This window comes from Mucilaginibacter phenanthrenivorans (genome assembly GCF_024721155.1).
Lineage (GTDB): Bacteria > Bacteroidota > Bacteroidia > Sphingobacteriales > Sphingobacteriaceae > Mucilaginibacter > Mucilaginibacter phenanthrenivorans.
This window is the reverse complement of sequence record NZ_JAHVAP010000001.1, coordinates 866,597-889,546: the sequence shown is the minus strand read 5'-3', so window position 1 is coordinate 889,546 and position 22,950 is coordinate 866,597. Positions and strand designations below refer to the sequence as shown.

The 22,950-nt window shown below is 42.3% G+C and carries 19 protein-coding genes and 1 tRNA gene; 10 read left to right on the top strand and 10 right to left on the bottom strand.

Features of this window, described 5'->3' with window-relative positions:
• Positions 1 to 184 precede the first annotated feature (184 nt).
• Complete coding sequence (gene hscB / locus KXD93_RS03750; protein ID WP_258135525.1) at positions 185 to 709, top strand: Fe-S protein assembly co-chaperone HscB; 525 nt, start codon at positions 185 to 187, stop codon at positions 707 to 709.
• Positions 710 to 740: 31 nt separating this feature from the next.
• Positions 741 to 824, top strand: a tRNA-Leu gene (locus KXD93_RS03745).
• 47 nt (positions 825 to 871) lie between these two features.
• Here KXD93_RS03745 and KXD93_RS03740 read toward each other — a convergent pair.
• Positions 872 to 1,453, bottom strand: coding sequence for a hypothetical protein (locus KXD93_RS03740; protein ID WP_258135524.1), 582 nt, complete (start codon positions 1,451 to 1,453; stop codon positions 872 to 874).
• 188 nt (positions 1,454 to 1,641) lie between these two features.
• Here KXD93_RS03740 and KXD93_RS03735 point away from each other — a divergent pair, with 188 nt between their 5' ends.
• From KXD93_RS03735 to KXD93_RS03720, 4 genes are all read left to right on the top strand, one after another.
• A complete protein-coding gene (locus tag KXD93_RS03735) occupies positions 1,642 to 2,223 on the top strand; it encodes a Crp/Fnr family transcriptional regulator (protein WP_258135523.1) in 582 nt (193 codons plus the stop codon).
• A gap of 83 nt (positions 2,224 to 2,306) precedes the next feature.
• Positions 2,307 to 3,197, top strand: coding sequence for an MBL fold metallo-hydrolase (locus KXD93_RS03730; RefSeq protein ID WP_258135522.1), 891 nt, complete (start codon positions 2,307 to 2,309; stop codon positions 3,195 to 3,197).
• Positions 3,191 to 3,655: a nuclear transport factor 2 family protein gene (locus tag KXD93_RS03725; RefSeq protein ID WP_258135521.1), complete on the top strand. Its 465-nt coding sequence runs from the start codon at positions 3,191 to 3,193 to the stop codon at positions 3,653 to 3,655. The genes KXD93_RS03730 and KXD93_RS03725 overlap by 7 nt, the downstream gene beginning before the upstream one ends.
• A gap of 378 nt (positions 3,656 to 4,033) precedes the next feature.
• A complete protein-coding gene (locus KXD93_RS03720; protein ID WP_258135520.1) occupies positions 4,034 to 4,468 on the top strand; it encodes an energy transducer TonB in 435 nt (144 codons plus the stop codon).
• Positions 4,469 to 4,619: 151 nt separating this feature from the next.
• On the opposite strand, the gene KXD93_RS03715 is transcribed toward KXD93_RS03720, so the two are convergent.
• The 3 genes from KXD93_RS03715 to KXD93_RS03705 all read right to left on the bottom strand — a co-directional run bounded on the left by KXD93_RS03715 (position 4,620) and on the right by KXD93_RS03705 (position 6,568).
• Entirely contained in the window at positions 4,620 to 4,925 is a 306-nt protein-coding gene (locus KXD93_RS03715; RefSeq protein WP_258135519.1) for an RNA recognition motif domain-containing protein, read from the bottom strand.
• Positions 4,926 to 4,931: 6 nt separating this feature from the next.
• On the bottom strand, positions 4,932 to 5,153 hold the full coding sequence (locus KXD93_RS03710; protein ID WP_258135518.1) for a DUF6965 family protein: 222 nt from the start codon (positions 5,151 to 5,153) through the stop codon (positions 4,932 to 4,934).
• Positions 5,154 to 5,365: 212 nt separating this feature from the next.
• Entirely contained in the window at positions 5,366 to 6,568 is a 1,203-nt protein-coding gene (locus KXD93_RS03705; protein ID WP_258135517.1) for an MFS transporter, read from the bottom strand.
• 225 nt (positions 6,569 to 6,793) lie between these two features.
• Between KXD93_RS03705 and KXD93_RS03700 the strand changes: the two genes are divergently transcribed.
• On the top strand, positions 6,794 to 7,678 hold the full coding sequence (locus KXD93_RS03700) for a GlxA family transcriptional regulator (RefSeq protein WP_258135516.1): 885 nt from the start codon (positions 6,794 to 6,796) through the stop codon (positions 7,676 to 7,678).
• Complete coding sequence (gene gap / locus KXD93_RS03695; protein WP_258135515.1) at positions 7,662 to 8,639, top strand: type I glyceraldehyde-3-phosphate dehydrogenase; 978 nt, start codon at positions 7,662 to 7,664, stop codon at positions 8,637 to 8,639. Before KXD93_RS03700 ends, gap begins: the two co-directional genes overlap by 17 nt.
• 118 nt (positions 8,640 to 8,757) lie before the next feature.
• Here the strand turns inward: gap and KXD93_RS03690 are convergent, their stop codons facing one another.
• Positions 8,758 to 10,317, bottom strand: coding sequence for a DHA2 family efflux MFS transporter permease subunit (locus KXD93_RS03690; protein ID WP_258135514.1), 1,560 nt, complete (start codon positions 10,315 to 10,317; stop codon positions 8,758 to 8,760).
• Between the two features lie 139 nt (positions 10,318 to 10,456).
• Here KXD93_RS03690 and KXD93_RS03685 point away from each other — a divergent pair, with 139 nt between their 5' ends.
• Both KXD93_RS03685 and KXD93_RS03680 read left to right on the top strand, forming a co-directional pair.
• Positions 10,457 to 11,365 (top strand): helix-turn-helix domain-containing protein, encoded by a 909-nt coding sequence (locus KXD93_RS03685; RefSeq protein ID WP_258135513.1) that lies wholly within the window; start codon positions 10,457 to 10,459, stop codon positions 11,363 to 11,365.
• Between the two features lie 238 nt (positions 11,366 to 11,603).
• Positions 11,604 to 12,491: an AraC family transcriptional regulator gene (locus KXD93_RS03680; protein WP_258135512.1), complete on the top strand. Its 888-nt coding sequence runs from the start codon at positions 11,604 to 11,606 to the stop codon at positions 12,489 to 12,491.
• Positions 12,492 to 12,589: 98 nt separating this feature from the next.
• Here the strand turns inward: KXD93_RS03680 and KXD93_RS03675 are convergent, their stop codons facing one another.
• The 5 genes from KXD93_RS03675 to KXD93_RS03655 all read right to left on the bottom strand — a co-directional run bounded on the left by KXD93_RS03675 (position 12,590) and on the right by KXD93_RS03655 (position 22,751).
• Complete coding sequence (locus tag KXD93_RS03675) at positions 12,590 to 15,820, bottom strand: glycosyl hydrolase (RefSeq protein WP_258135511.1); 3,231 nt, start codon at positions 15,818 to 15,820, stop codon at positions 12,590 to 12,592.
• Between the two features lie 115 nt (positions 15,821 to 15,935).
• Complete coding sequence (locus KXD93_RS03670) at positions 15,936 to 17,399, bottom strand: RagB/SusD family nutrient uptake outer membrane protein (RefSeq protein ID WP_258135510.1); 1,464 nt, start codon at positions 17,397 to 17,399, stop codon at positions 15,936 to 15,938.
• 30 nt (positions 17,400 to 17,429) lie between these two features.
• Complete coding sequence (locus KXD93_RS03665) at positions 17,430 to 20,837, bottom strand: TonB-dependent receptor (RefSeq protein WP_258135509.1); 3,408 nt, start codon at positions 20,835 to 20,837, stop codon at positions 17,430 to 17,432.
• 175 nt (positions 20,838 to 21,012) lie between these two features.
• Positions 21,013 to 22,071, bottom strand: a complete 1,059-nt coding sequence (locus KXD93_RS03660) for a FecR family protein (RefSeq protein ID WP_258135508.1) — start codon at positions 22,069 to 22,071, stop codon at positions 21,013 to 21,015.
• 101 nt (positions 22,072 to 22,172) lie between these two features.
• On the bottom strand, positions 22,173 to 22,751 hold the full coding sequence (locus KXD93_RS03655; RefSeq protein WP_258135507.1) for an RNA polymerase sigma factor: 579 nt from the start codon (positions 22,749 to 22,751) through the stop codon (positions 22,173 to 22,175).
• Between the last annotated feature and the right edge of the window lie 199 nt (positions 22,752 to 22,950).

Here is a 22,950-nt window from a genome sequence, read left to right as displayed (position 1 = left end):
TGATGGGATATAATGTGCAAAGATGAGAAATTTTGTGTAGTCCGGAAAGTCGGAAAAGTCAGTAAAGTCCGAAAGAAGCTGCAATCCGGTTTTAATGCTCATGATGTGTCATAATTTTAGCGTTAATCTCGTTTTATCCTTACGGTCTTTTCCGACTTCCGGACTTTCGGACTAACTTTACACCATGAATTATTTTGATTTCTACGGCATTCCTGAATCGTTTACACCCGACGCTGCTTTTTTAAAGAAGAAGTTCTACGAGTTGAGTAAAAAATACCACCCGGACTTTTATGCCAATGAGGACGATGCCAGGCAGCAGGAGATCCTGGAGTTATCAACCTTAAATAACAAGGCACATCAAACGCTTTCGGATCCATATAAGCGCCTGGAATACATTTTACGCACCCATAATTTGCTGGAAGAAGGCGCAAAACCGCAACTTCCATCAGATTTTTTAATGGAGATGATGGATTTGAACGAGCGGCTGATGGAAGTTGACGACGCGAATGAATTAGGCCACATAACTGCAGAAGTACTTGCTATTGAGGGAGATATTGACGAAAGCATTGCGGGATTTACCGCAGGTTATGAGCAGTTGGACGATACTGCGAAGGAAGATCGATTAAATAAAATTGCAGATTGTTATTTTAGACAAAAATATCTGTTGCGTATTAAAGAGAGTTTAAATACATTTGCATCCCGATTCTGAACGGCTAATCCATCGTTCATGTCTTAAAAATGCCCAGATGGCGGAATCGGTAGACGCGCTGGTCTCAAACACCTGTGGTCGCAAGGCCGTGCCGGTTCGACCCCGGCTCTGGGTACAAAGCCTCGATACTATGGTATCGGGGCTTTGTTGTTATTAAGCAAATCATTTAATCTTAGTTAAAGTCATGATATTCCCTGCAATGTCTCCTCTTATCGACATTATTCCATTATTAAACAATATGTGAGCGAACATAAATTGTTGTTTTCTTGGACCCTGAAAATTCAATTCGATTTCTTTGTTGCTTTTTAAAACCTCGGTAACGATTTTTCTCACATCTTTATTTTGTCCGTATTCCAGTAATTCACTGTATGAGTACTCATAAAAACCTATGTTATCCAAAGCAGGTTTTGTGTTGAAATAAAAGTGTTGCGATTTGTAATTTTGAGATTTTTCTTTTCCCTTATTTCTGTCAACACCTCCCTCAACGAATGGAGCCTCTGTACATATTTCTTTTGTAACACCAGTTATTTGATTTGTAGCAACTATTACTACAAAGTTTGGCGCTGTGCTGTTGTTGGCAAAAGCACTGTCGAGCATTCTTCTTTTTGTTTTAATGTCCAACCTTGGGTTGAAAACAAAAAGGCTATCGCTTTTACTGAATTTTTTTTTCGTGCTCTGCCCAAATGAGTAATTGGATAATATTATGAAAAAAGCTCCAAGTGAAATAAAACGCAAAATATTCATAAGGATTTATTAAAGATCACATCCAAATTAGCAATTATCTTCAAATCTTCAATAAATTGGTTTGATCTTTCAACAGTTGGGAGTACAGGAAAAGTTAGCTAGTACCTAATTTACCGTAATAATTTAAAAACCCTCTTTACGATTAAGTAGAGCGGGGTTTTTGTTTAATTTTGCATGGTCGACTATTTATGTACCAATTGTTATGCGATCATATTGAACAACATGTCCATCTTACAGAGGCGGAGCTTTCCGGCTTTACGACATTGTTTGAATTAAAAACCGTCGGTAAAAAACAAATACTTCTAAAAGCGGGCGAAGTTTGCAGGTTTGAGGGCTTTGTTACCAGGGGAATGTTCCGGGTTTATCATATTGACAAAAACGCAGCAGAACAAATACTTTATTTTGCTATAGAAAACTGGTGGATCACGGATATTGACAGCTTTACCAATGAAAGGCCGTCACAGCTTTTTATTGAAGCAATTGAAGATAGTGAGGTGCTTTTAATTTCAAAAAAAGATAAGGAATTTGCTTATGCTAATTTACCAAAAATAGAGAAGTTATTCCGGGTAATGACCCAAAAGACCCATGTCGCCCTCCAAAGAAGAATGATTGATAATTTAGGTAAAACTGCCGATCAACGGTATGCCGAGTTTATAGAAAGATACCCCCAACTCTTTAGGCGCCTTTCTAATCTTCAGATCGCAGCTTACCTGGGCATCAGTCACGAATTTTTGAGTAAAATAAGAAATAAGATCGCTCACAAAAAATAAGCTGAATTTCATTTATTGAACTTGTTCAACCTTTTTAGGCTTTTGATGACCGCATCTTTGCAGCGTCATTAAAAACAAAAAAAATGAAACCTTTTATTTCAGCAGCTTTTTTAATTATTTTAATCTTATTCAAAATGGACGTACAGGCACAAAGCTTCAAAACTATTGAAGCAAACAATCTTAAACTACAGGTTTACAACGCATCAGAAAATAGTTTTGGTGTAGCTTCGGTCATTGTATCCGGAAAAACCGACGCGGTTCTGATCGACGCACAATTTACCCTGTCAGACGCTGAAAAGGTAGCGCAGGAAATCAAAAATTCAGGTAAAAAATTAACCGCTGTTTATGTTTCTTACGGCGACCCTGATTTTTACTTCGGATTGGAAGTATTTAAAAAATATTTCCCGGAAGTAACCGCTTATGCTTCACCGGCAACCGTAGAGCACATTAAAGCGACTGCTCAGAAGAAATTAGATGTTTGGGGCGGCCAATTGGGTAATAAAGTTACGTCAAACGTTGTTTTACCACAGGTTTTAAAGGGAAACAGCATTGACCTGGAAGGCCAGAAATTAGAGATCATTGGCTTAGAAGAATTTCCGGCTAAAACTTTTGTCTGGATACCTTCCATTAAAGCCGTGATCGGTGGTATCAATGTATTCGGAACCACTTTCCACCTTTGGATGGCAGATGCGCAAACAGCGGAAGCCCGTAAAGAATGGATCAACGTTTTGGACAAAATTGAAGCATTGCATCCGGCTATTGTGGTTCCTGCCCATGCGAATTCTGCAAGTCCGTTCGACGAGAGCGCTGTGAAGCATACCAAAGATTATATCCAATTCTACGAAGAAGCTTTGAAAACTAACAAAACATCAGCGGCACTGATAACCGCGTTAAAAGCAAAATATCCTGCGCTTACCTTCGACATCGCCCTGCAAATAGGTGCAAAAGTAAACACAGGCGAAATGAAATGGTAAAATCATCAATCCTGTTCAACCTGGCAGTGCTTATTACGCTGTCAGGTTGTTCTTTAAATAAAAACAATATGACAAATTTGGAGATCGTAAGGAGCACCTACGAGGGTAAGACCTCTGAGGAAAATGGTAGAAATCTTGCCAAGTATGTTGCCGAGGATATTAGTTGGACGGAAGCCAAAGGATTCCCATACGGGGGAACTTATATTGGCCTGGAGAATATCACCAAAAATGTTTTTAGTCGCTTAGGCAGCGAATGGATGGATTATAAATTTACGCCTGAAGACTATGTTGCCAGCGATGATAAGGTAGTTGCGTACGGCACTTACACAGGTACCAACAAAGCTACCGGTAAGTATTTTGAAGCAAGGGTTGCACACGTTTGGAAATTGAAAGACGGGAAAATTACAAGCTTTGAGCAATTTGTTGATAGCCAGCCGGTAAACAATTCCATGAAGTAATAAGCATATTCATTGCTTTAATTGCTTTTGAGTATCTAATAAATTACCGGGCTAAGGAGTGTCCTAATTTTAATTTATATCGAACTGATATCCCAAAGTGAACGCCAGTTTGTACCTAATTACAAAAACGAGAGATCTTCTGGCGGATCTTCTCCGGCTGAGGATTAAATGGAAAAACGCTCTAAATGCCGAGTCGAAGTAACTTGCATTTTAACTGAAATTCGTGATATCATATCAAATCCTCTCTAAATGGGTTCGACCCAACTAAGTCGAGGAGTACAAAGCCTTGAAACTATGGTATCGGGGCTTTGTTGTTATTTGATAGGTTCGTGTTACTCCTTCCTAACTTATTTCCCGGAAATTTACTATCCTTGTTTTATGAAGAACGTCATAGTCCTTGTCTTTTTAGTCTCCATATTTTATAAAGCTAACGCGCAAAATTCAATAAGCGTCGCTGACACAATCGTAACAGGTAGCGTCGAAAAAAATTATCCTGGTGGTTTTAAAGCTTTTAATATATATGTTGAAAAAAATGCCCGTCCGCCAGTTATAGCCTATGAAAACCGGAAAGTGGGTACAACTTACGTAAGCTTTATCATTGAGCCAGATGGCAGCATTAGCAATATTTACACCATTCTTGCAGCCGGTAGCGGTATGGATGAAGAAGTAATAAGGGTGATAAACGACTCAAAGAGCTGGTTACCAACTAAGTTAGATAACAAATTAGTAAGAACTTTTTGCAGAGCCGGTGTGCAATTTTTTGCCGATTTTGACAAAAAATCGATGTGGGTAGAAGCCAAACAAATAGATTAACTAGTCTATTTCCCACTATGCTGATTAATTAAAGTGCCCGAAATGTTTGGACAATTTTGCTATGTTTTAAATTAACTGCCGCAAATGCCAAATGGACAAAAAACGGCTGATGACGATTTATTCCTCGCCAAAGTAAAAGATGGATAATTACTTACCTTGTCTTTCTCGGTCTTTTTCCTTTCACAATGCTAGTCACCTGCTGGCTAACCACATTTTTTGTTTCAGCTATCCGAACACTCATTTGCCGGTCACCAAATTCTGCACCGTCCAGCGCTGCAATAGCGCGGTCTGCGCCGGCCTGGTCGGTCATCGTCACAAAACCATAACCTTTGCTTGCGCCGGTATGCTGATCTGTGACAATCGTAATCGTATTCACCGTTCCATGAACGCTGAACATCTCCAGCAGTTCTACTTCTGTCTTGTCCTTCGGGAAACCAACAACGAATAATTTTGCCATAACCTTTTATAATTTCGGAATTTCCGGACCACTATAGGGTGTTTCCAGTGCCTTTTTTATTTGCAGCAGGCGGTTCATTGCGCGGCCGCTGTCGGAATTTAACAGCATCGTTTCGATATTACGCTTTACCGCGGCTTCAACCTCCAGCTGTGTAGATGCCCGGTCAAGGCGCAGGTTTTCCGGTAGCGTTGCGCTTTCAAAATAAGCAATCAGTTCCTGTGGATTCATCAAGCAAAGTTACCAAACACTTTGAGATTCCTGCCACTTTAACAATCATGGACTAAAATTTGGCCAACCTCGCTTTATTGCGAAGTAAGCTGCCCCTACCTTAACGCTAAAAAAATCGATGGAAAGTAGTTCTGTACCCATAAGCTGAGTTGATAAAAAGCCATCCCGCTTACCCGAGTGTGCCAGAAATATTTCGACGTATCCGAAATCAATTATACAAATACCGCAGGCTTTCTCCTGCTGTAAATAACAACTGCCAGCATCAACCCTATCAACACCATTATCATACTAAAAAGAAATATGTACGTCATTCCGAAGTGACTCGCTACTCCCCCAATCAAAGGGCCTGTCAATCCTAATGACAGATCAAGAAATAGGCCATAACTACCTAGTGCCGCGCCTTTATTAGAACCGGGTACACGTTTAACAGCTTCGACACCTAAGGCCGGGAAGATCAATGAAAACCCGAGTCCGGTAATTCCTGCGCCTATCAGCGCTATTTGGGGAGTGTTGGCAATCCATAGTACCAATAGTCCCATCGATTCTAAAGAAAGGAAAAAGATCGCTGTTTTAATACCGCCGTAACTATTTATTGCTCTCGCAAACAAAATACGCCCCGCAATAAACATAGTACTAAAAACGGATAAGCATAAAACTGCATTCGTCCAGTTTAAATATGCATAGTAAAGCGTAATGAATGTTGAGATTGTACCGAAGCCCAGACCTGCCAGGGTAAGGCAAATTCCGTATGGCGCTACTGTTCTTAATACCTTCAAAAAAGATTCGGGCGGGGCAATACTGTTTTCCTTCAAAGCTGTTTTGCTCCTGGCATAAAACAACCCTGCTACAGCTGCCGCAACAATAAGTATCCCCATGCTGCTCATTCCAAAGGCATTATTAATAATTATACCAATAGGTGCTCCAATTGCCAGTGCCCCATAACTCGCAATACCATTATAAGAAATTGCTTTGGCCGTATGTGTATCGCCAACGGCAATAATTACCCAGTTAATGGGGCTGGAACCAATTAAACCCTCACCAAAGCCTGTCATTAACCGCGTTAGCACAATTATACCTAAGCAAATTGGAGGGTTACTTTTAAGCAGATAAGCTAAAAATAACAACACGCCACTTATTGCGAAACCTATCATGCCTGAAATTACAGCAGGTTTAGGTCCCTTTTTATCAACTATTCGTCCTGCATACCCCCTGAAAATAAATGTGGTAATATACTGCAGGCTGATAACTATCCCGGCTATCATGGCGCTATATCCCAATTGCCTATGGATAAATACAGGTAAAATACCGAGCGATAAACCTATTATAAAATAACCGACAAATGTGAAGATAACATATCCGGCTATTGTTAAACCAACTTTGGATGAAGAATTGTCGGCGCTGATCTCTGCTTGCATGATCTTATTAAATGAGGGTAACGAGGCAAAGATAAGTACAATTTAAAACGGAGCATAGTGTATAAATAACACTTTACTTTAAAAACACAATAAATAAACCGGCGTGCTAAAATAAATAACGCCAGGTAACCATAGGCCGGGAATATATGGTAATTTACCTGTGATGGCCTAAATTGTATAATTTATGTCCTTTGAGACAGGAATACAATGTTTTAATTTTGACTTATGGATAGAAAGAAGATCGCGATCGCGGTTATGTCCGGTAATTTACTGATGGATTTCGCCGGTCCGGTGGATGTATTCAACCATGCGGACAGGCTCCGGGGGATTTACGATGTCGTATTGGTTTCGCCGGGTACAGGACCGGTGCGCGCTTCTTCAGGGATTGAAATCAATTGTTTACAGTTAACAGATCTGGAGGGAACTATAGATACGTTGTTAATTGTTGGGAGCGATTCAGGATCAAACTACACGGAATTTTATGAATGGCTATCAGTGGCGCATAACCGAATCCGCCGGATAGGTTTTGTGGGGGTCGGCAGTTCCGTTCTGGAAAAGTCAGGCATGTTGCCAGATCGGAATTTCTTTCACTCAAGAGATGGGCAACTGTTCACATCCGGCGGCGTTTCCTCCGGGATCGACCTCGCGTTAGCAATGGTGGAAGAAGATTGCGGGCGGGCTGTGGCAGCGGAAATAGCCCGAAGACTTATCTTTTTTCACCTGAACAAGCAGGCTTACCAGGTACAGTTTGGTAGCTTGGTTGATACTTCACCCGTTGCAATACAGCTAAAGGAATGGCTGGCAGAACGTTTGCATGAGCCACTGGATGTAGGGCGCTTAGCGGAAAAAATGAACATGAGTCACCGGAACTTCACCCGGGTCTTTACCAGGCAAACCGGCATCTCCCCGGCAAAATATATTGAAAAACTTCGTGTGGAAGCGGCCCGGCTCTGTATTGAGGAAAGCGATGTTCCCCTGGAACAGATTGCTTTGCGTTGTGGCTTGGGTAGCCTGGTATCCATGCGAAGGTTATTTTTAAGACACCTGGCTGTTACGCCATCTGATTACAAAAGACTTTTAAAACTACAGAAATATGAAAATTGCAATTAATGGATTTGGCCGTATCGGGCGCATGACGCTTCGGGCCTTACAGGATAAACATGATATTGAAGTCGTTGCGATCAATGACCTGACGGACCTCCAAACCTTGATTCACCTGCTGAAATATGACAGTGCGCACGGGCGTTTCCCGGGAACCGTAGCCGAAGAAGATGGCGCTATGCTGGTGAACGGAAAAAAGATCAAATTATTGAGCGAAAGAGATCCCAAAAATCTGCCATGGGGAGAATTTGGGATCGATGTAGTGATTGAATCGACCGGGCGCTTTACGGATAAGTCTGCAGCACAGGCACATATTGACGCCGGCGCGAAAAAGGTTTTGATCACTGCCCCGGCTACAGGTGGGATAAAAACTATCGTTCACGGCGTAAACGACCAATTGATAGGTGGCGACCAGATTTATTCTACCGCATCCTGTACCACGGGCAGCATAGCTCCTGTATTATATATCCTGGATAAGGAATTCGGTATTGAATCTGGTTATATGGCGACTGTTCACGCCTTTACCGCCGACCAGCATTTACAGGATGCACCACATAAAGACCTGCGCAGAGCGCGGTCTGCCCCGCATTCAATAATTCCAACCACAACCGGCGCAGCAAAAGCCATCGGCGACGTTCTGCCGGAACTGAAGGGCAAACTGGACGGGTTCTCCTATCGTGTTCCCGTGATCGATGGATCGATTGTTGACTTATCAATCAATTTAAAACAGGAGGTTTCAGCTAAAGATCTGAATGCCATAATAAAACAATATGCAGACAATTCGCTAAAGGGTATTTTGCAATATACTGAAGAGCAGTTTGTTTCGGCTGATATTTTAGGCAATACCCACAGCTCAATTGTAGACGGCAACCTGACTAAATCAATTGGAAAACTGGTGAAGGTGGTGGCCTGGTATGACAATGAGGTTGGCATTTCCAATCGCATAGCCGAACTGGTATCCATACTTTAAGTTTTTCAGTTATACACACTTAATTCTCAACTCTGAATTAAGTGTGTATTCAATGAAATGTGGTAGGTCAAATATTCATTACAATTTTGGAACAAAGTTTTGATTTGGCCATCCGTAATCAGTGCGCATCCGGCAGCTCTACCTTACCCACCTTTGCGACCGGTCTCTTTTTGATAGTAAGGATCACTAACGGGATGCAGCATGCATTTAAAATTGCAAGCAGCAGGAACGCATCCATATAACTCAACAGAAAGGTCTGCCTGACTACTGTATTTTCCAGCGCTCCTAGTGATGCCTGGAGTGCACGAAGATAGGTCGCGCCGTGAGCCAGGAAATTGCTGATATAGGACTGGCGGCGCGCAATAGTAAACGGATCAGATGCAGTGACATGGGCGATGAGGGATGTACGGTTTGCTGCTTCACGGTGAGCGATATAAGTATTGATAAGTGCTATTCCAAATGACCCGCCCATTTGCCGCATCATATTATTGAGGGCCGCCCCTTGTGGTATTTCAGCCGGTTTCAATTCGGAAACGGCCAGCGCCGTTAATGGCACGATTAACAATGCAGCGCCAAGTCCCCGGCATATCAGCGGAATGAAGAAATATGCACCACCGGTTTCCAGGTTCGAGCCTGACATCATATATCCAAAGATGGCTGACAAACCAAAGCCAAGGATGATGAGGTATTGCGGGCGAATGCCGCTCTGTAGCATTTTACCTAAAAAAGGTGAGATCATTGCGGCCATCAATGTTCCGGGTAACAGCATAGTGCCCGTCTGGAACGCCGAATAGCCTATAATGCGCTGAGAATACAACGGGAAAACAAAAACCGCGCTGAACAAGCCAAAGCCCAGCACAAAGGTCATAATCGCTGAAATAGACAATGTGGTGCTTTTTAAAACACGCAAGTTAATTACCGGGTGTTCGATGTTGAGTTCCCACCAAACTAAAATAGCAAGAGAAAGAGTCGAAATTATTGTTAGTACAATGATATATGTCGCTGCGAACCAGTCATCGGTCTCCCCTCTTTCCAATATAACCTGAAGGGAGCCGACACCAACTGCCAATAGAAAGATGCCGAGCCAATCGATACTTCGCCCGTCTTCAGTTTTTTTTGTGGGCTTAAGGTAAATATAGGATAAAACTGCAGCTAAAAGCCCGATGGGAATATTCACATAAAAAATCCATTGCCATGATAAATTGTCAACGATATAGCCACCCATCACCGGCCCTATGGATGGACCGATAATTATCCCCAGGCTGAAGATCCCGCTGGCGGTTGCACGTTCCTTTACCGGAAAGGTTTCGAAAAGAATGGACTGCGAAGTGGACAATAAAGCGCCACCTCCAATTCCCTGGAAAAAACGGAAAGCTACCAGTTCCCATAAATTGTGGGAGAACCCGCACATAGCGGAAGCCAACGTAAATAATAATATAGATCCAATGTAGTATTGCTTTCTGCCGATCTTTTCCGCAAGGAAGCTCGTCATCGGGATAATGATCACATTCGCAATGGCATAAGAGGTGATAACCCAGGCGGTGTCCTCCAGCGAAGCACCCAGGTTCCCGCTCATGGTATTGATCGATACATTGACAATAGTGGTGTCAATAAGCTCAATTATAGTGGAGGTAATGATCGTAACAACAATGATCCATTTTCTAAAACCGGTTTCCATAGCGCAAAAGTAGCGGGGCTCGGCTGTTTCGCATTTATAGTATTCAAGCAGATATTTATAATATTCAAACAATTTGTTTTTTGTATATCATCAAATCGTCATATTGCTTATAATAATCAAATAATGGATACCTTTGAACATGCTTAACACGGAAACACTCGAAGAATTCTATCGTCGCCACCCCGTTGAGAACCAAAGGGTATTTGCTGAGAACAATACCGGGCAGGGACATTTCAACGTTTTTTTGCGTAAACCCTGCCTCACCAGGACGCCGTTCAGCCGTCGGGATTTTTATAAAATAGCATTGGTGATAGGTAATGGAATAATGCACTATGCGGACACGAAGGTGGTGGTTAACCAACCCGCGCTGGTATTTTCCAGTCCCTCGGTACCGTCATCATGGGAATCCGGACCCGGACCGCAAACGGGGTGCTTTTGTTTGTTTACCCAGGATTTCATCGAATCACATGAACATAAAGGCGCCCTGCAAGACTTCTCCCCGTTTAAGGTAGGCAGCAACCACATTGTTTTTTTAAACGACGAGCAGCTAACCTTTTTCTCGGGGACACTTGGCAGGATGATGGAAGAAATGGATTCAGATTATGCCAATAAGTACGATCTGTTACGCAGTTACCTGCGCATTCTGATGCATGAAGCCTTAAAGATAGCGCCGGTTACTTTGTACGAAACCAATACCAGCGCAGCGGCCCGGATCACCAACTTGTTTTTGGAGCTGCTGGAAAGACAGTTTCCTATTGATTCGCCCGAACAATTCCTGAAATTAAAAACAGCTAATGATTATGCGAAAAACCTCTCTGTACATACAAATCACTTGAACCGGTCTGTTAGGGACGTTACAGGGCAGACGACTAGTCAGCATATTTCGGCGCGAATTTTAAAGGAGGCTCACGCCTTATTGAAGCATACAGACTGGAGTATTGCACAGATAGCCAATGGCCTTGGCTTTGAAGAGCCTGCTTATTTCGCCAATTTTTTTAAAAAATATACCGGTTCCTCACCCGTAATGACAAGGCTGGCTAACGGGTAACTGCGCTAACTATCGACAGCATCGCTAGGTGAATTTAGCAACTGCGGTTTAAAGACAAAAATTCTATTCTCCCCGCTTTATAAGCGATTAAAAGTATTAAATATTTGCACTTTCTGGCATTATGGCCAGTATATTTGATGTTGTAAGTTATAAGGCCTACAGGTAACCAATTATATAATTATATTTCAACTCCCCGGATTTGACAACTGTCTATTTCCGGCGGAAATAATATTTGTAGATGCAAAACTATCGTAAGTATATCAATGTAGGGGAACCCGAAAAGGAATGGGGATTTTTTGTCAACACCGTCGGCTCTGCCAAAGTGGGCCCGAACAAAAACTACCCTAACAACCGTGAACATCCCATGGACCATTCCTTCACCTGGGACAAGGGAAGAATTCTTGACGGGTACTACGTTGTATTTATTACCAAAGGTGAAGGGATTCTTGAATCAGCCAAAACCAAGGCAAGAACGGTAAAGGCGGGGACCTGTTTTTTTCTCTTTCCGGGCGTTTGGCACCGGTATAAGCCACATCCCCAATCCGGATGGGAGGAATATTGGGTTGGCTTTAACGGAAGTTATCCCAACGAACTTATGCAAAAAGGAGTATTTAAAGCTGCCGATCCCTTTATTGATGTTGGTATGAACGAGGATCTGTTGCAGCTTTTTCATTCACTCATTAAAACAGTCGCATTGGCTGAACCGGGCTACCGGCAGCTGATCACCGGTATTACGCTGCAAATATTAGGTTTGTTAAATGCTGTATGTAAATACCACGCCTACCCTATCGATAACCAAACAAGGCTTATTTCCAAGGCCAAATTTCTTTTGCAGGAATCAATTGAGAAACCTGTAAACTTAGAAGAAATGGTAAGGGAACTTCCGATGGGATACTCGAAGTTCCGGAAGGTTTTTAAAAGTGTCACCGGGTTATCGCCCAATCAATACCAACTTAACCTGCGATTAGACAAGGCAAAGGAATTGCTCACAGGCACCAATTTAACAATCAACGAAATTGCCTGGCAAACAGGCTTCGATTCTATATTTTACTTCTCACGTTTATTTAAAAAGAAGAACAATATGCCACCCAAGGAGTTCAGGAATCAAAATACGTCGCTGCACTAACATTTCCAATTAAGCAATAAGCCGGCGATATCTTTCCGCCATCAGGTTCTTCATAAAGCAATTAACTTCAAATTGATCAGCAGACTTCCATCTTATTACTAATTAAAAACATCGATTTTGACTGGCCCCAATAATCCTGAGGATTCCAAACCATGCCCCGGATCAGGGAAAAATAAGGTTGATGTTTTTCTTTGATCTGCCGGTAAGAGTTTATCTCCCATCAAACGATTGGTCCACGTATTCACAATTTTTATTTCCAGCTTGTTTTCGCCTGGTTTAAGTGCCCTGGTAATATCAAGCAGGTAAGGTGGTGTCCATACTCCGCCCACTTCAATACCGTTTACCGTTATTTTAGCAATGTCCTTTGCCATGCCAAGATCAATTACATAGTTCGCCCCTTTTTCTAGTTTATCTATTTTGAATATGTTGCGGTAATACGCTGCCCCCGAATAATATTTTATGCTGTCATTTGCGTTAACTGACCAATCCGTCAATGTGTTAAATATTACAGGTTTTTCAGGGCCCCGCATCTTGTTATCGAAGGTTACAGTCCAGTGCGTTGATATATCGATGCTTTTTTTCGCAACCGGATAATTTGATTTTGTCGTATCTCCGGTTGTTCCCTCCTTTCTAAAAACAATAAATTCACTCCCGTTTGCTGCAAGTTTGATCGGAACCAAAGTGGTGATACCCGTTTGATGAAATGACGGGAGGTCGCGAACGTCGCCTGTCACTGCATCCCATAGCTCTGGTTTTTTACCCACACTTCGAAAATCAGCCGTAATGCTAATGGGTTTGTTTTTCTGGTTAGAGATAAAATAGATCGAACCATCCTTTAGTTGCCTGTGGATGAAAAGGACTGAGTCGCTGTTAACCTTAAAATCAGGAATAGCTTTTACCAGATCTAATGCCTCCTGCATATTCATGCCGCTTATAACCAGTCCCTTGCCGTAGTGATTTACTTTATTCTTTGTGCTGTCGATATTGCCCCACAACTCATCGGCCATTGATTTTATCTGCTTATCAACCTGCGGGTAGCCTTCTAAACTTGGCGATCTTTCGGGTTTTGGCCCTAACACCACAGCACCGTTTTGCACCAACTCTCTGATTTTTGACAACAGTTCCGGGCGGATGGTTGTAAGCTTTGGCAATACCAGGATGCTGTAGCTGATACCATTTGGCAACATAAGCTTACCGTTTTTTACTGATAGCTTGTTCTTAATTACGTCGCCGTTTATATAATCGAATGAATAACCCTTAGGAAGTGCAGGATCAGTACCACCCATCAACCTGGGAGCGTCTTCGCCGATAAAATAGGCAACGTCAGCAACATATTGCCCTTGCTGAAGCATCAGGTTACATCGCTTAAGGTATTTCAAAAATATATCCATGTCAAAGAACCACGTATTTGCCCTGTTAAATTCTGTTCCAAACCAGGCGCTTATACCGGGCTTAGCGGTGCTGTCGGGTTGGTGAATGAAGACGTGTAACAAGGTGTTGTTTACGCCATCGGTAAAAAAGCGATCCCCGCGTGGTTTCAGCATACCGGGATACGCCCGCCAGGAATTGTCGGCCGATGTGAAAGACTCTGATGATACCTTGATCTTCCCATAAATATGGGCCGCTGATGAAGCCGCCCTATTCTCCACTGTGCCAAGTCGTCCCCCACCCCAAAACTCCCCGGCAACTTCGTCCGATTGACCGCCGTACTGCAGGAATTCCGCAGGAAAACCAAAATAGCCGTAGTTTTCCAGCCAGGTGGTCAAGCCGTGCTTATGACTGACTTCCGTTAACCCGCCCACATAATTAAAGGCGGCGTCGTCCGCTATGAGCCGCCGCAAATCCCATAGAAAACGGTCCGAAACATCCGGATTTCCAACTACCTTACCCTGTAAAACGGGAATAAAGGGTGTTGGATCATAGTTATATTTCCTTTTAAATTCCGGGATCAGCAGATCGGTCCAGTTTTGACTGCCCGTTTCATAACTGTCAGCAACTACCACGGTAAATGTTTTCCGATCCTCAGGGGGGATTCGTTTTAGGATCTGTCCGATGTAGGCGTCAAAATGTTCGCTGATATGCTGCTTGCTCATTTTGTCCGTTTCATAACCCGTGGCTTCAGGTGTTGCAGGCTCATTATGCATATTTGTGGGTACCATGCCCGAACGCTCAATCATCCAGTTTCCAGCGGGCACCTTCCAGTTAAGTGTACCATCGGCGGCCATATACTTTGAAACATCAATAACCTTCGTTGGATCGATCACATATTTTGAATGTTCATTAGATTGCATTCCCCATACGTAAGCGTTCCAGATCAGATCTTCGGTTTGCCAGGCTTTAGCCAGCGTTTTTTCCATATAACTATCAACCATGGAAGTTGACGATAACTTTAATTCTGATATACCTGAATTACCTGAAATTTTTGTGAGCGACAACCTGAAATTGGCGGATGTTGTAACAGGAACCGAAATTGCCGATTCTGCCCACGGTAAAAAGCCAAAATTCAGCGCGGGGCTTCTTCTATCAACCGTAAAATGCTTAACAGTAACGTAGGCGTTATTCACTTTTACCTGGATATCACCCTCAAAATAAACCGCCTGGTGTAAGACTGATATCGTAACGCTGCGTAGCGTATATGGCTTTGTTGTATTTATATCTATTGAAAATGGTTCATTGTTTTTGAAATGGATGCCGGTCGTTATGTTATTATCCATTAAATTATTAAGCGAATCAATGGGTTGCTCTGATGAAAGTTTAGGTTTTAGCACACTAATATCTGTGTTATAATCCGCAGGAACAGGATAAGCGAGAACTTTTACATCATGGAAGTTTACCTGTGGTTTTACCAATTGTTTATTAAATAAAACCGGCCCTTTCACCATTACCTGTGACGAAGTGAGATAACGCATAGTTTGATCAGACCGAACCCATGGACCGCCCGATTGGCTCCATCCCGGGCCATTAAAAATTCCAATCTTGATGTTTAATCGGGTAGCTATTTTAAGGGCGGTGTGCAAAATATCCCACCATTCATCCGAGAGAAATTTTACTTTTCCCTGCTGCACATCGTTTAACCCGATATTCCCTATGAACGCCCGGTTGATCCCAACCTTCTTCATAGCTTCAAGATCCTCAACGACACCCTGTTTTGAAACGTTACCTGATAACCAGTACCAGTAAACACTGGTTTGGATGGAATCCGGTGCGGTGATAAACCCGGCTTCAATCGTTTTGAAATCTTCAGATCTGTATGGAGGGATAGCGCTGTTTTGACCCGAAGAAATTTTACAGATGACTAAAAAGCAAATGATAAATGGGAATATTCTCATAGTTAATGTAATATGCAATCAGTTATAAGCCATTGATTTGATTATATTTATAACAAGCAAAGCATACCCTTCTAACCGGCTATGCTTTGCTTTTTTTTACTTACCTATTCCTCCCTTAAAAATAAGGATTAAGTGCTACTTCCGATGCCGGGATCGGGAATAAGATCCGAATATTAGTATACGCTGTAGGAGCCGGGCTAAAACCAACAGGGAAATAATAAGCCTGCGGATTTGCCTTAACCTTTGCGCCATACGCTTTCATCACCTGGTCTGCAAGTCCAAAATGCACAAGGTCAAGCCATCTTTTATTCTCAAATGCCAACTCAACTCTTCTTTCCTTGATGATCGCATTTCGCACGTCCGTTTGTGATGCGGCAGCAGTTGCGGGTAAACCGGCGCGCGCCCTAACCTGGTTGAGGTAAGGGATCGCTTCTGAGGGTTTATTTTCCTCATTGAGCGCTTCGGCAAGAAACAGCAAAACTTCAGCATACCTGTAAACCGGCCAGTTATCATTTGTATTACCTGACAAGGCATGCGGATGATTGTATTTATTGATAAAAGGATAACTTACACCACTGGCAGTTATATAAGCAATTGACGCGTTCTTCCGGGTATCGTTAGGTTCATAAGCACCAATGATATCGGGCGTTGGAATATTATACCCTTCACCAGTGTGGCCATTTTCAGGAATTCCTGTAACGGCCGTAACTTCCCCAGCAGTAACTGGTTCTACCAAAAAAGTGTAAAAAAAACTGCTGGCAAACCCCTCTGTACCTTCTTTATACTGAATTTCAAAAATAGATTCCGCGTTATTTTTATTGGAGACATTATAAATATCAGCATAGTTCGGTAGCAATGAATACCCTGTAATTGTTTTTAGTATAGTTTCCGCGTCGGCCCATTGTTTTAATACGATGTATACGTTGCCAAGCAGTGTTTTTGCAGAACCGGATGTTACTCTTCCTGGCTCCTGTGTTGCTTTACCGGGGAGCAATGTATTGGCTTGTTGTGCATCAGCGATGATCTGTTTATAGATAACATCCGCAGAACTTAAAGGCAGCGCTGTTTCGGCGAGTGTGCTTACCGGCTTTAAATGAAGCGGAACGCTTCCGAAATATTGCACAAGGTCAAAATAGCAAAAAGCGCGTAGGAAATAGGCCTGACCTTTGATGTTATTTTTATCGCTGGCATCGAAAGGCACCCCGTCAATAAGTGCCAGGATCTGATTTACCCTGGCGATAAGCTGGTAATCAGAGTAGTATTTATTAGGCGTAGTTCCGCTAGTGTTATCGTCCAGGAAGTCACAGACATATTCTCCCTGAACATTTCCCCGGTCATTGGGGTTGTATACGTAGGTCGTATTATCCGACCGCAACTCACCCATTGCCCACGCCCCGCTCGATCCGTTGTAAGCACCGCGCAAAGGCGCGTATGCTCCGTTGATGGCTTGTTGGAAATCGCTTTCAGATTTGAAATAAACAGTTGTACTCAGAGCGGTCTTGGATGGGATTTCCAGGAAGCTTTTTTTACAGCCCGCCAAACTTACCAGCAGGACAATTGCAAATATTTTGATTTTCATAATTATCTTTTTTATAATGATAAAATGGCTTTAATTAAGATTAACATTCAGTCCGAATGTTATTGTTCTTGGCACAGGATAAGCGGAGAAGTCGAAACCCTGAATCAGCGCGTTCGGCGGGTTGCCACCCACATCTGTTCCAATTTCTGGATTTGCACCATCATATTTAGTGAATACAAAAGCCTGATGAACGCTGCTGTAAAGGCGGATGCTTTTTACGGGCTTCCAATTTTTCACAGGAACGCTATAACCTAAAGTGATATCTTTTATGGCCAGGTAGCTTCCGGGTTTTATGAAAAGCGAACTAAAACGATCTCTCGCATCGCCTGTAGCCGCAGTAGTTTTACCGAACACACCTGCGCCGGGGTCACTTGGTGACCGCCAGCGGTACTGAACAGCTTTCAATACGTTGAAAACCCCATCAAGATTGGTAGTCCCTTGTTCACTTGTTTCTGCAACTTGATTACCGTAAGATCCGGTAGCAACAATGGACAGGTCGAAATTTTTATAGGAGAAACTGTTGGTAATGCCATAAGTAAATTTAGGATAAGGGTTTCCTATGACCGTCTTATCACCAGAGGGGCCATCACCAAATGTGATAACTCCGTCTCCGTTAACATCTTTATATTTAATTGTACCTACCTGTGAATCGACATTTTTAGGTGAATTATCGTAATCCGCCTGATTTTTGTACACGCCTTTCTGGACAAGTCCATAAAACTGGCCAATTGGCGAACCCACTTTTGTAATCGTTTCACCAACGCCGGTATAGGTATAGATCGCATTGGTTAACCCGGAAAGTTTGAGCACCTTATTATTGCTGAAAGCAATATTAAAACCGGTATTCCACTTAAATTTTCCAACCATGTTATTAGAATTAATTGAAAATTCATGTCCCCAGAATTTTACTTCACCGATGTTACCGGGGAAAGAAGAAAATCCTGATTCAAGAGGCACAGGAAGTGAGAATAAAAGATTTGATGTTTTTTTATTGTAGTAATCATAAGTGAAATTTACCCTGCCTTTAAGGATGCCGATCTCTACACCCAAATCCAGTTCATTGGTGTTTTCCCATCCTAAATTGCTATTTCCAAGGCCGGTAACTGCTATACCGCTTTCTGTTGTAGCGCCGAAAGGAGAATTGACCCCGCTGTTGACGGTGGCGTATTGTGTATAATTTCCGATATTATTATTACCTACCAGGCCGTAACTTCCGCGAATTTTCATGAAGGACAATGCGTCGATCTTTTTGGCAAAAGGTTCTTCGCTAACTACCCAGGCTGCTGAGACCGCTGGAAAATTTCCATATTGGTTATTGATCCCGAAACGGGAAGATCCGTCGCGCCTGATACTGGCGCTGAAAAGATACTTGTGATCATAGTCGTAGTTTAAACGCGCCAGATAGGAAATAAGTGCCCATTCCTCGACATCCATCGAAGATGGGTTTTTAACAAGTGCTGCATCAATGGTCTGTATCCTGTCATCTGGAAAATCTGATCCGCTTACATTTGTCGCGTCACTTCTGAATCGTTGAACAGTATAACCTGCAAGTAAGTCAAACTCGTGTTTGTTAATCCGCTTTGTATAGGTTGCGGTGTTTTCAGAAGTCCATGAATAATAACCACTATTGTTTTGACCTAAACTCGCATTAAGAGCACTGGGCGTTGACGCGAAACCCAACGATGCGGTCGAAGGCTGGAAGTAGTTATGGGACGTTTGTCCCAAATCAAAATTGATACTGGACTTAAGCGTTAACCCTGCGATTGGCTCGTACTCCGCATATACATTGGACAATAACCTGTTTGTATTGACCTGGTTTTTTATATCCTGTATAGATCGTACCCAGTTTGGGGTATTAAATGCAGTAATACCTGGGGTTGTCACCGTAACCGGCAGTGAACCATCGGGGTTTTTATAATTGAGAATCGGGGGGGTTAATCCTGCATTGGCTAACAAGCCATTGCCGCCGGCAAAAAAACCGTCTGTCAGCGCGACATTACCGTAATTAACAACCGGTGCGATATTCACTCCTATTCTGAAATTATCCGTTACTTTATATACTGCATTATTCCGGAGAGAAATTCTGGTATAGTTGGAATTCAACACAACACCATCCTGTGTATAATAGCCAGCCGTGAATGAGTTGCTGAATTTATCTTTATTTGTACTTACCGACACGCTATAATCACTTATTTTACCTGTGCGAAGCATCGCTCCATACCAGTCGGTTCCCTTTCCATATTGCGAAGGATTCTGAAAGGCAGCCGGAACCGGTTGTCCGAGATCTTCATATGATTCTTTTTTAAATTCCGCCCATTCTGCGCCATCCATCATATCCGGACGGCCTTTTTGAGGCATTTTTTGAAAACCACTGTAAGCATTCACACTAACATTGGTCTGACCAGCCTTTGCGCTTTTAGTTGTGATTAGCACTACACCAAAGGCAGCACGTGATCCATACAATGCGGTGGAGGCCGCATCCTTCAAAACGGTTACGGTTTCAATTTCGTCCGGGTTAATATTGCTTATATCACCAGCAATCGGTGCACCATCAACTACGTATAAAGGTACCGAAGAGGTAGAAATAGAGGCCGAACCCCTGATTCTTACCTGTAATCCCTGTCCTGGTGTTCCTGAAGTCTGTGCTATTTCTACACCCGCTAATTTACCCTGTAACTTTTGAGTAAATTGTGAGGCAGGAATATCTTCCAGTTCCTTTGAATTTACGCTTTGTAATGCCCCGGTTGAGCTTCTTTGCGTAGTTTTACCGTAAGCCACCACAACAACCTCATCCAGGTTTTTAGCATCTTCGAGCATGGTGATGTTAATGGTTCCACGACCAGAAACCACCACTTCCTGGGTAAGATACCCCAGGTATTTAAAAACCAGCACGGCGTTATCGTCCGGAACTGTAATTTTGTAGGCTCCGCTTGCGTCGCTAACGGTGCCGCTGGTTGTTCCTTTGATCTGTATGCTAACACCCGGTAACGCCAGCCCTTTGGTATCCATAATTTTACCGGATACCTCTATGGCAATCGTGTTTATTGATGATGGCTGTGCCTGGTTATTTTCAATTCGCGATGCCGTCTTATTCAATACGATGTAATTATTAAAATAACTATAGCTGATGTTAAGCGGAGGTAAAAGTTTATCCAATACGTAGGATAATCTTTTATTGCGCTCAACAAGCGTTACTTTTCTTACAGCCTGAATTAGCTCCGGGCTATAGCTGAATTTTACCCCGGCAGCTTTTGCAATCTTGTCGAGGGTGAATTTAATATTCTGTTCTTTGGCAGCCACGCTTATTTCCTTGTTGTAAATTTCCTGGCCTACAGAAACTGTTGAGTAGGCACAGAGCGAAAAGGAAAAAATGAAGGCTGATACAAGCGAAATTTTCATTATAGCAGTAGCTAGTGAAAAAGGTAATCCTTTTTTCATATTTTTACTTGGTTTTGTTCGGTTTAACAATTGGTTCAAAACTTTCCGCGTCCGTGAGAAGATCTGCGGTTAAGGGCGGTTAATGTTAGTTCATTAGCCGCCTTTTTTATGGAATGTGGGTTGGTCTGTTTTTATCTCATTTTTTCTCCTTCCTTAATAATTTAGGTTATTCGGTTTATTGGTTTACCCCGCACCCGGCCCCGGAAACATATACATCTCCGTTACGAACCTGGTACGATGCGTTAATTGTACGGCAGATAAGGTCTAGTTTTTGATAAAAGTCTTCCTTTCCCATATTTACAGAAAGCGAACATGAACTGAATTTAACCTTGTCATATACAATAGTTATCCCATAGTTGTCCTGCAGTTTTGAAAATACCGCCGGAATTGGCGTGTTGTCAAAATCAAAGCTTTCTATCTTTACCGGTTTTAATATTTCAGGTGATGTGGATAGCTTTTTCTCTAGCTGCTTCGCTACTATATTCAGATCAGCAGCATGGTTGGGCAGCAGTACTACACCCTCGTTTAAGTTCGATGTGATATTCTCCTTAGTAAATTCGGTTGCCTTAAAAACAGCAACCTTTCCCGTTTTTACAATTACGCCGGCAACTGTATTATTTAAACCGCTTTTAACAATAAAGCTTGTACCCAAAACCTTAGCTACCACTTTATCGGTATAAACTATAAATGGTCTTGTGTGATCCTTCGTAACCTGGAAAAACCCCTCACCCTCCAGGTATACCTGCCTCAGCGATCCTGAAAAATCCCGTCCGTATACAACCTTGCTCCCAGCCTTCAGATCAACAAAACTGTTGTCCGGAAAGGTTATCTTTTCGGTTGCCCCGGTATTATTAATGTGGGTAATTGGATTTTTTAACTCGTTAAAGGCAAAAATCGCCTTGGTTTTGGTTGTGTTTTTATTGAACCAGAATAGTCCAATGCTTAAAAAAACAAGCAGGATAGCAGCAATCCGGATGACTAAATCCTTATTGAAATAATTCCTGATCGGTTTAACATTTTCGAATTCATCGGCGTTCGCTGTTTGCTGGATTGAATTCTTAAAACGCCGGATCAGCCTGTGCTCCAGCTGATCGAGGGTTTCCATTTCATCTGTGCTCCATTCGTACTTATCTTCCAAACGCTGGTATACGTCAAACAAAAATTGCTCCTCCTCATTTGAGGCATTACCGGCAAGATACTTGTCTAAAAGTTCGAGAAATTCTTTTTTGTTCACAATTGGGTCTTTAATCCAAGAGTAGAAAAACGGTGAGATGTCCTAGTCGAAAAAATATTTTTTTTTCTGATGGAGAATACCTGTGCGTGGGCGGAAAATAGCTACCTGAAGAAAATAAATGACAAAATAATCAGTACTATTTGGGTTAGGCCGATTCGCAGTTGATGTAAGGCTCTTGTAAGGTGATTGCGGACAGTATTTGGTGAAATTGAAAGCTTTTCTGAGATCTCCTTATGACTTAAAAGCTCGTTGCGGCTAAGATGATAGACCTCTTTACATTTTTCAGGCAGTGTATCAATTACCTGCGATATTTGGGTTTGTAATTCTTTGTATTCCAAGAGGTCGGAAACTGAGAGATCAGCAACGATCTCCATGAGATCGTTGATAATAGGTTCGTGTTTTTTTACCTCCCGAATTTTCCGGTATACCTCGTAACGTACCGATGCGGAAAGATATCCCTGCACGGATGATGTAATATTTAAACTATCACGATTATTCCAAATTTTAATAAATAAGTCCTGGATAATATCCTCACAGGCTTCCTTATCCTTTAAAATCTTAAACGCAGATATGTACAGCCCCCGCCAATAATTTTGGTAGAGAATGATCATTGCGTCCTCGTCGTTATTTTTTAATTTCCTGACAAGTTCAGCATCATCATTTATTTTATCGGGCTTCATCTTTTATCGTTCAGAAAATTAAAATGCCGTCGGTTTTATTGCCGAAAAAAATGTCGCACGTAAACAGCAATTGTAATTGGTATAATTTCAATTATAATTTATCCTCAATTTATTACGAACAGATTTATTCAGGCTTTTCCCGGGTCGCCGGGAAAAATGGTTCGCAAATCTAACCAATCAAATTTACCAACTGTCCTGA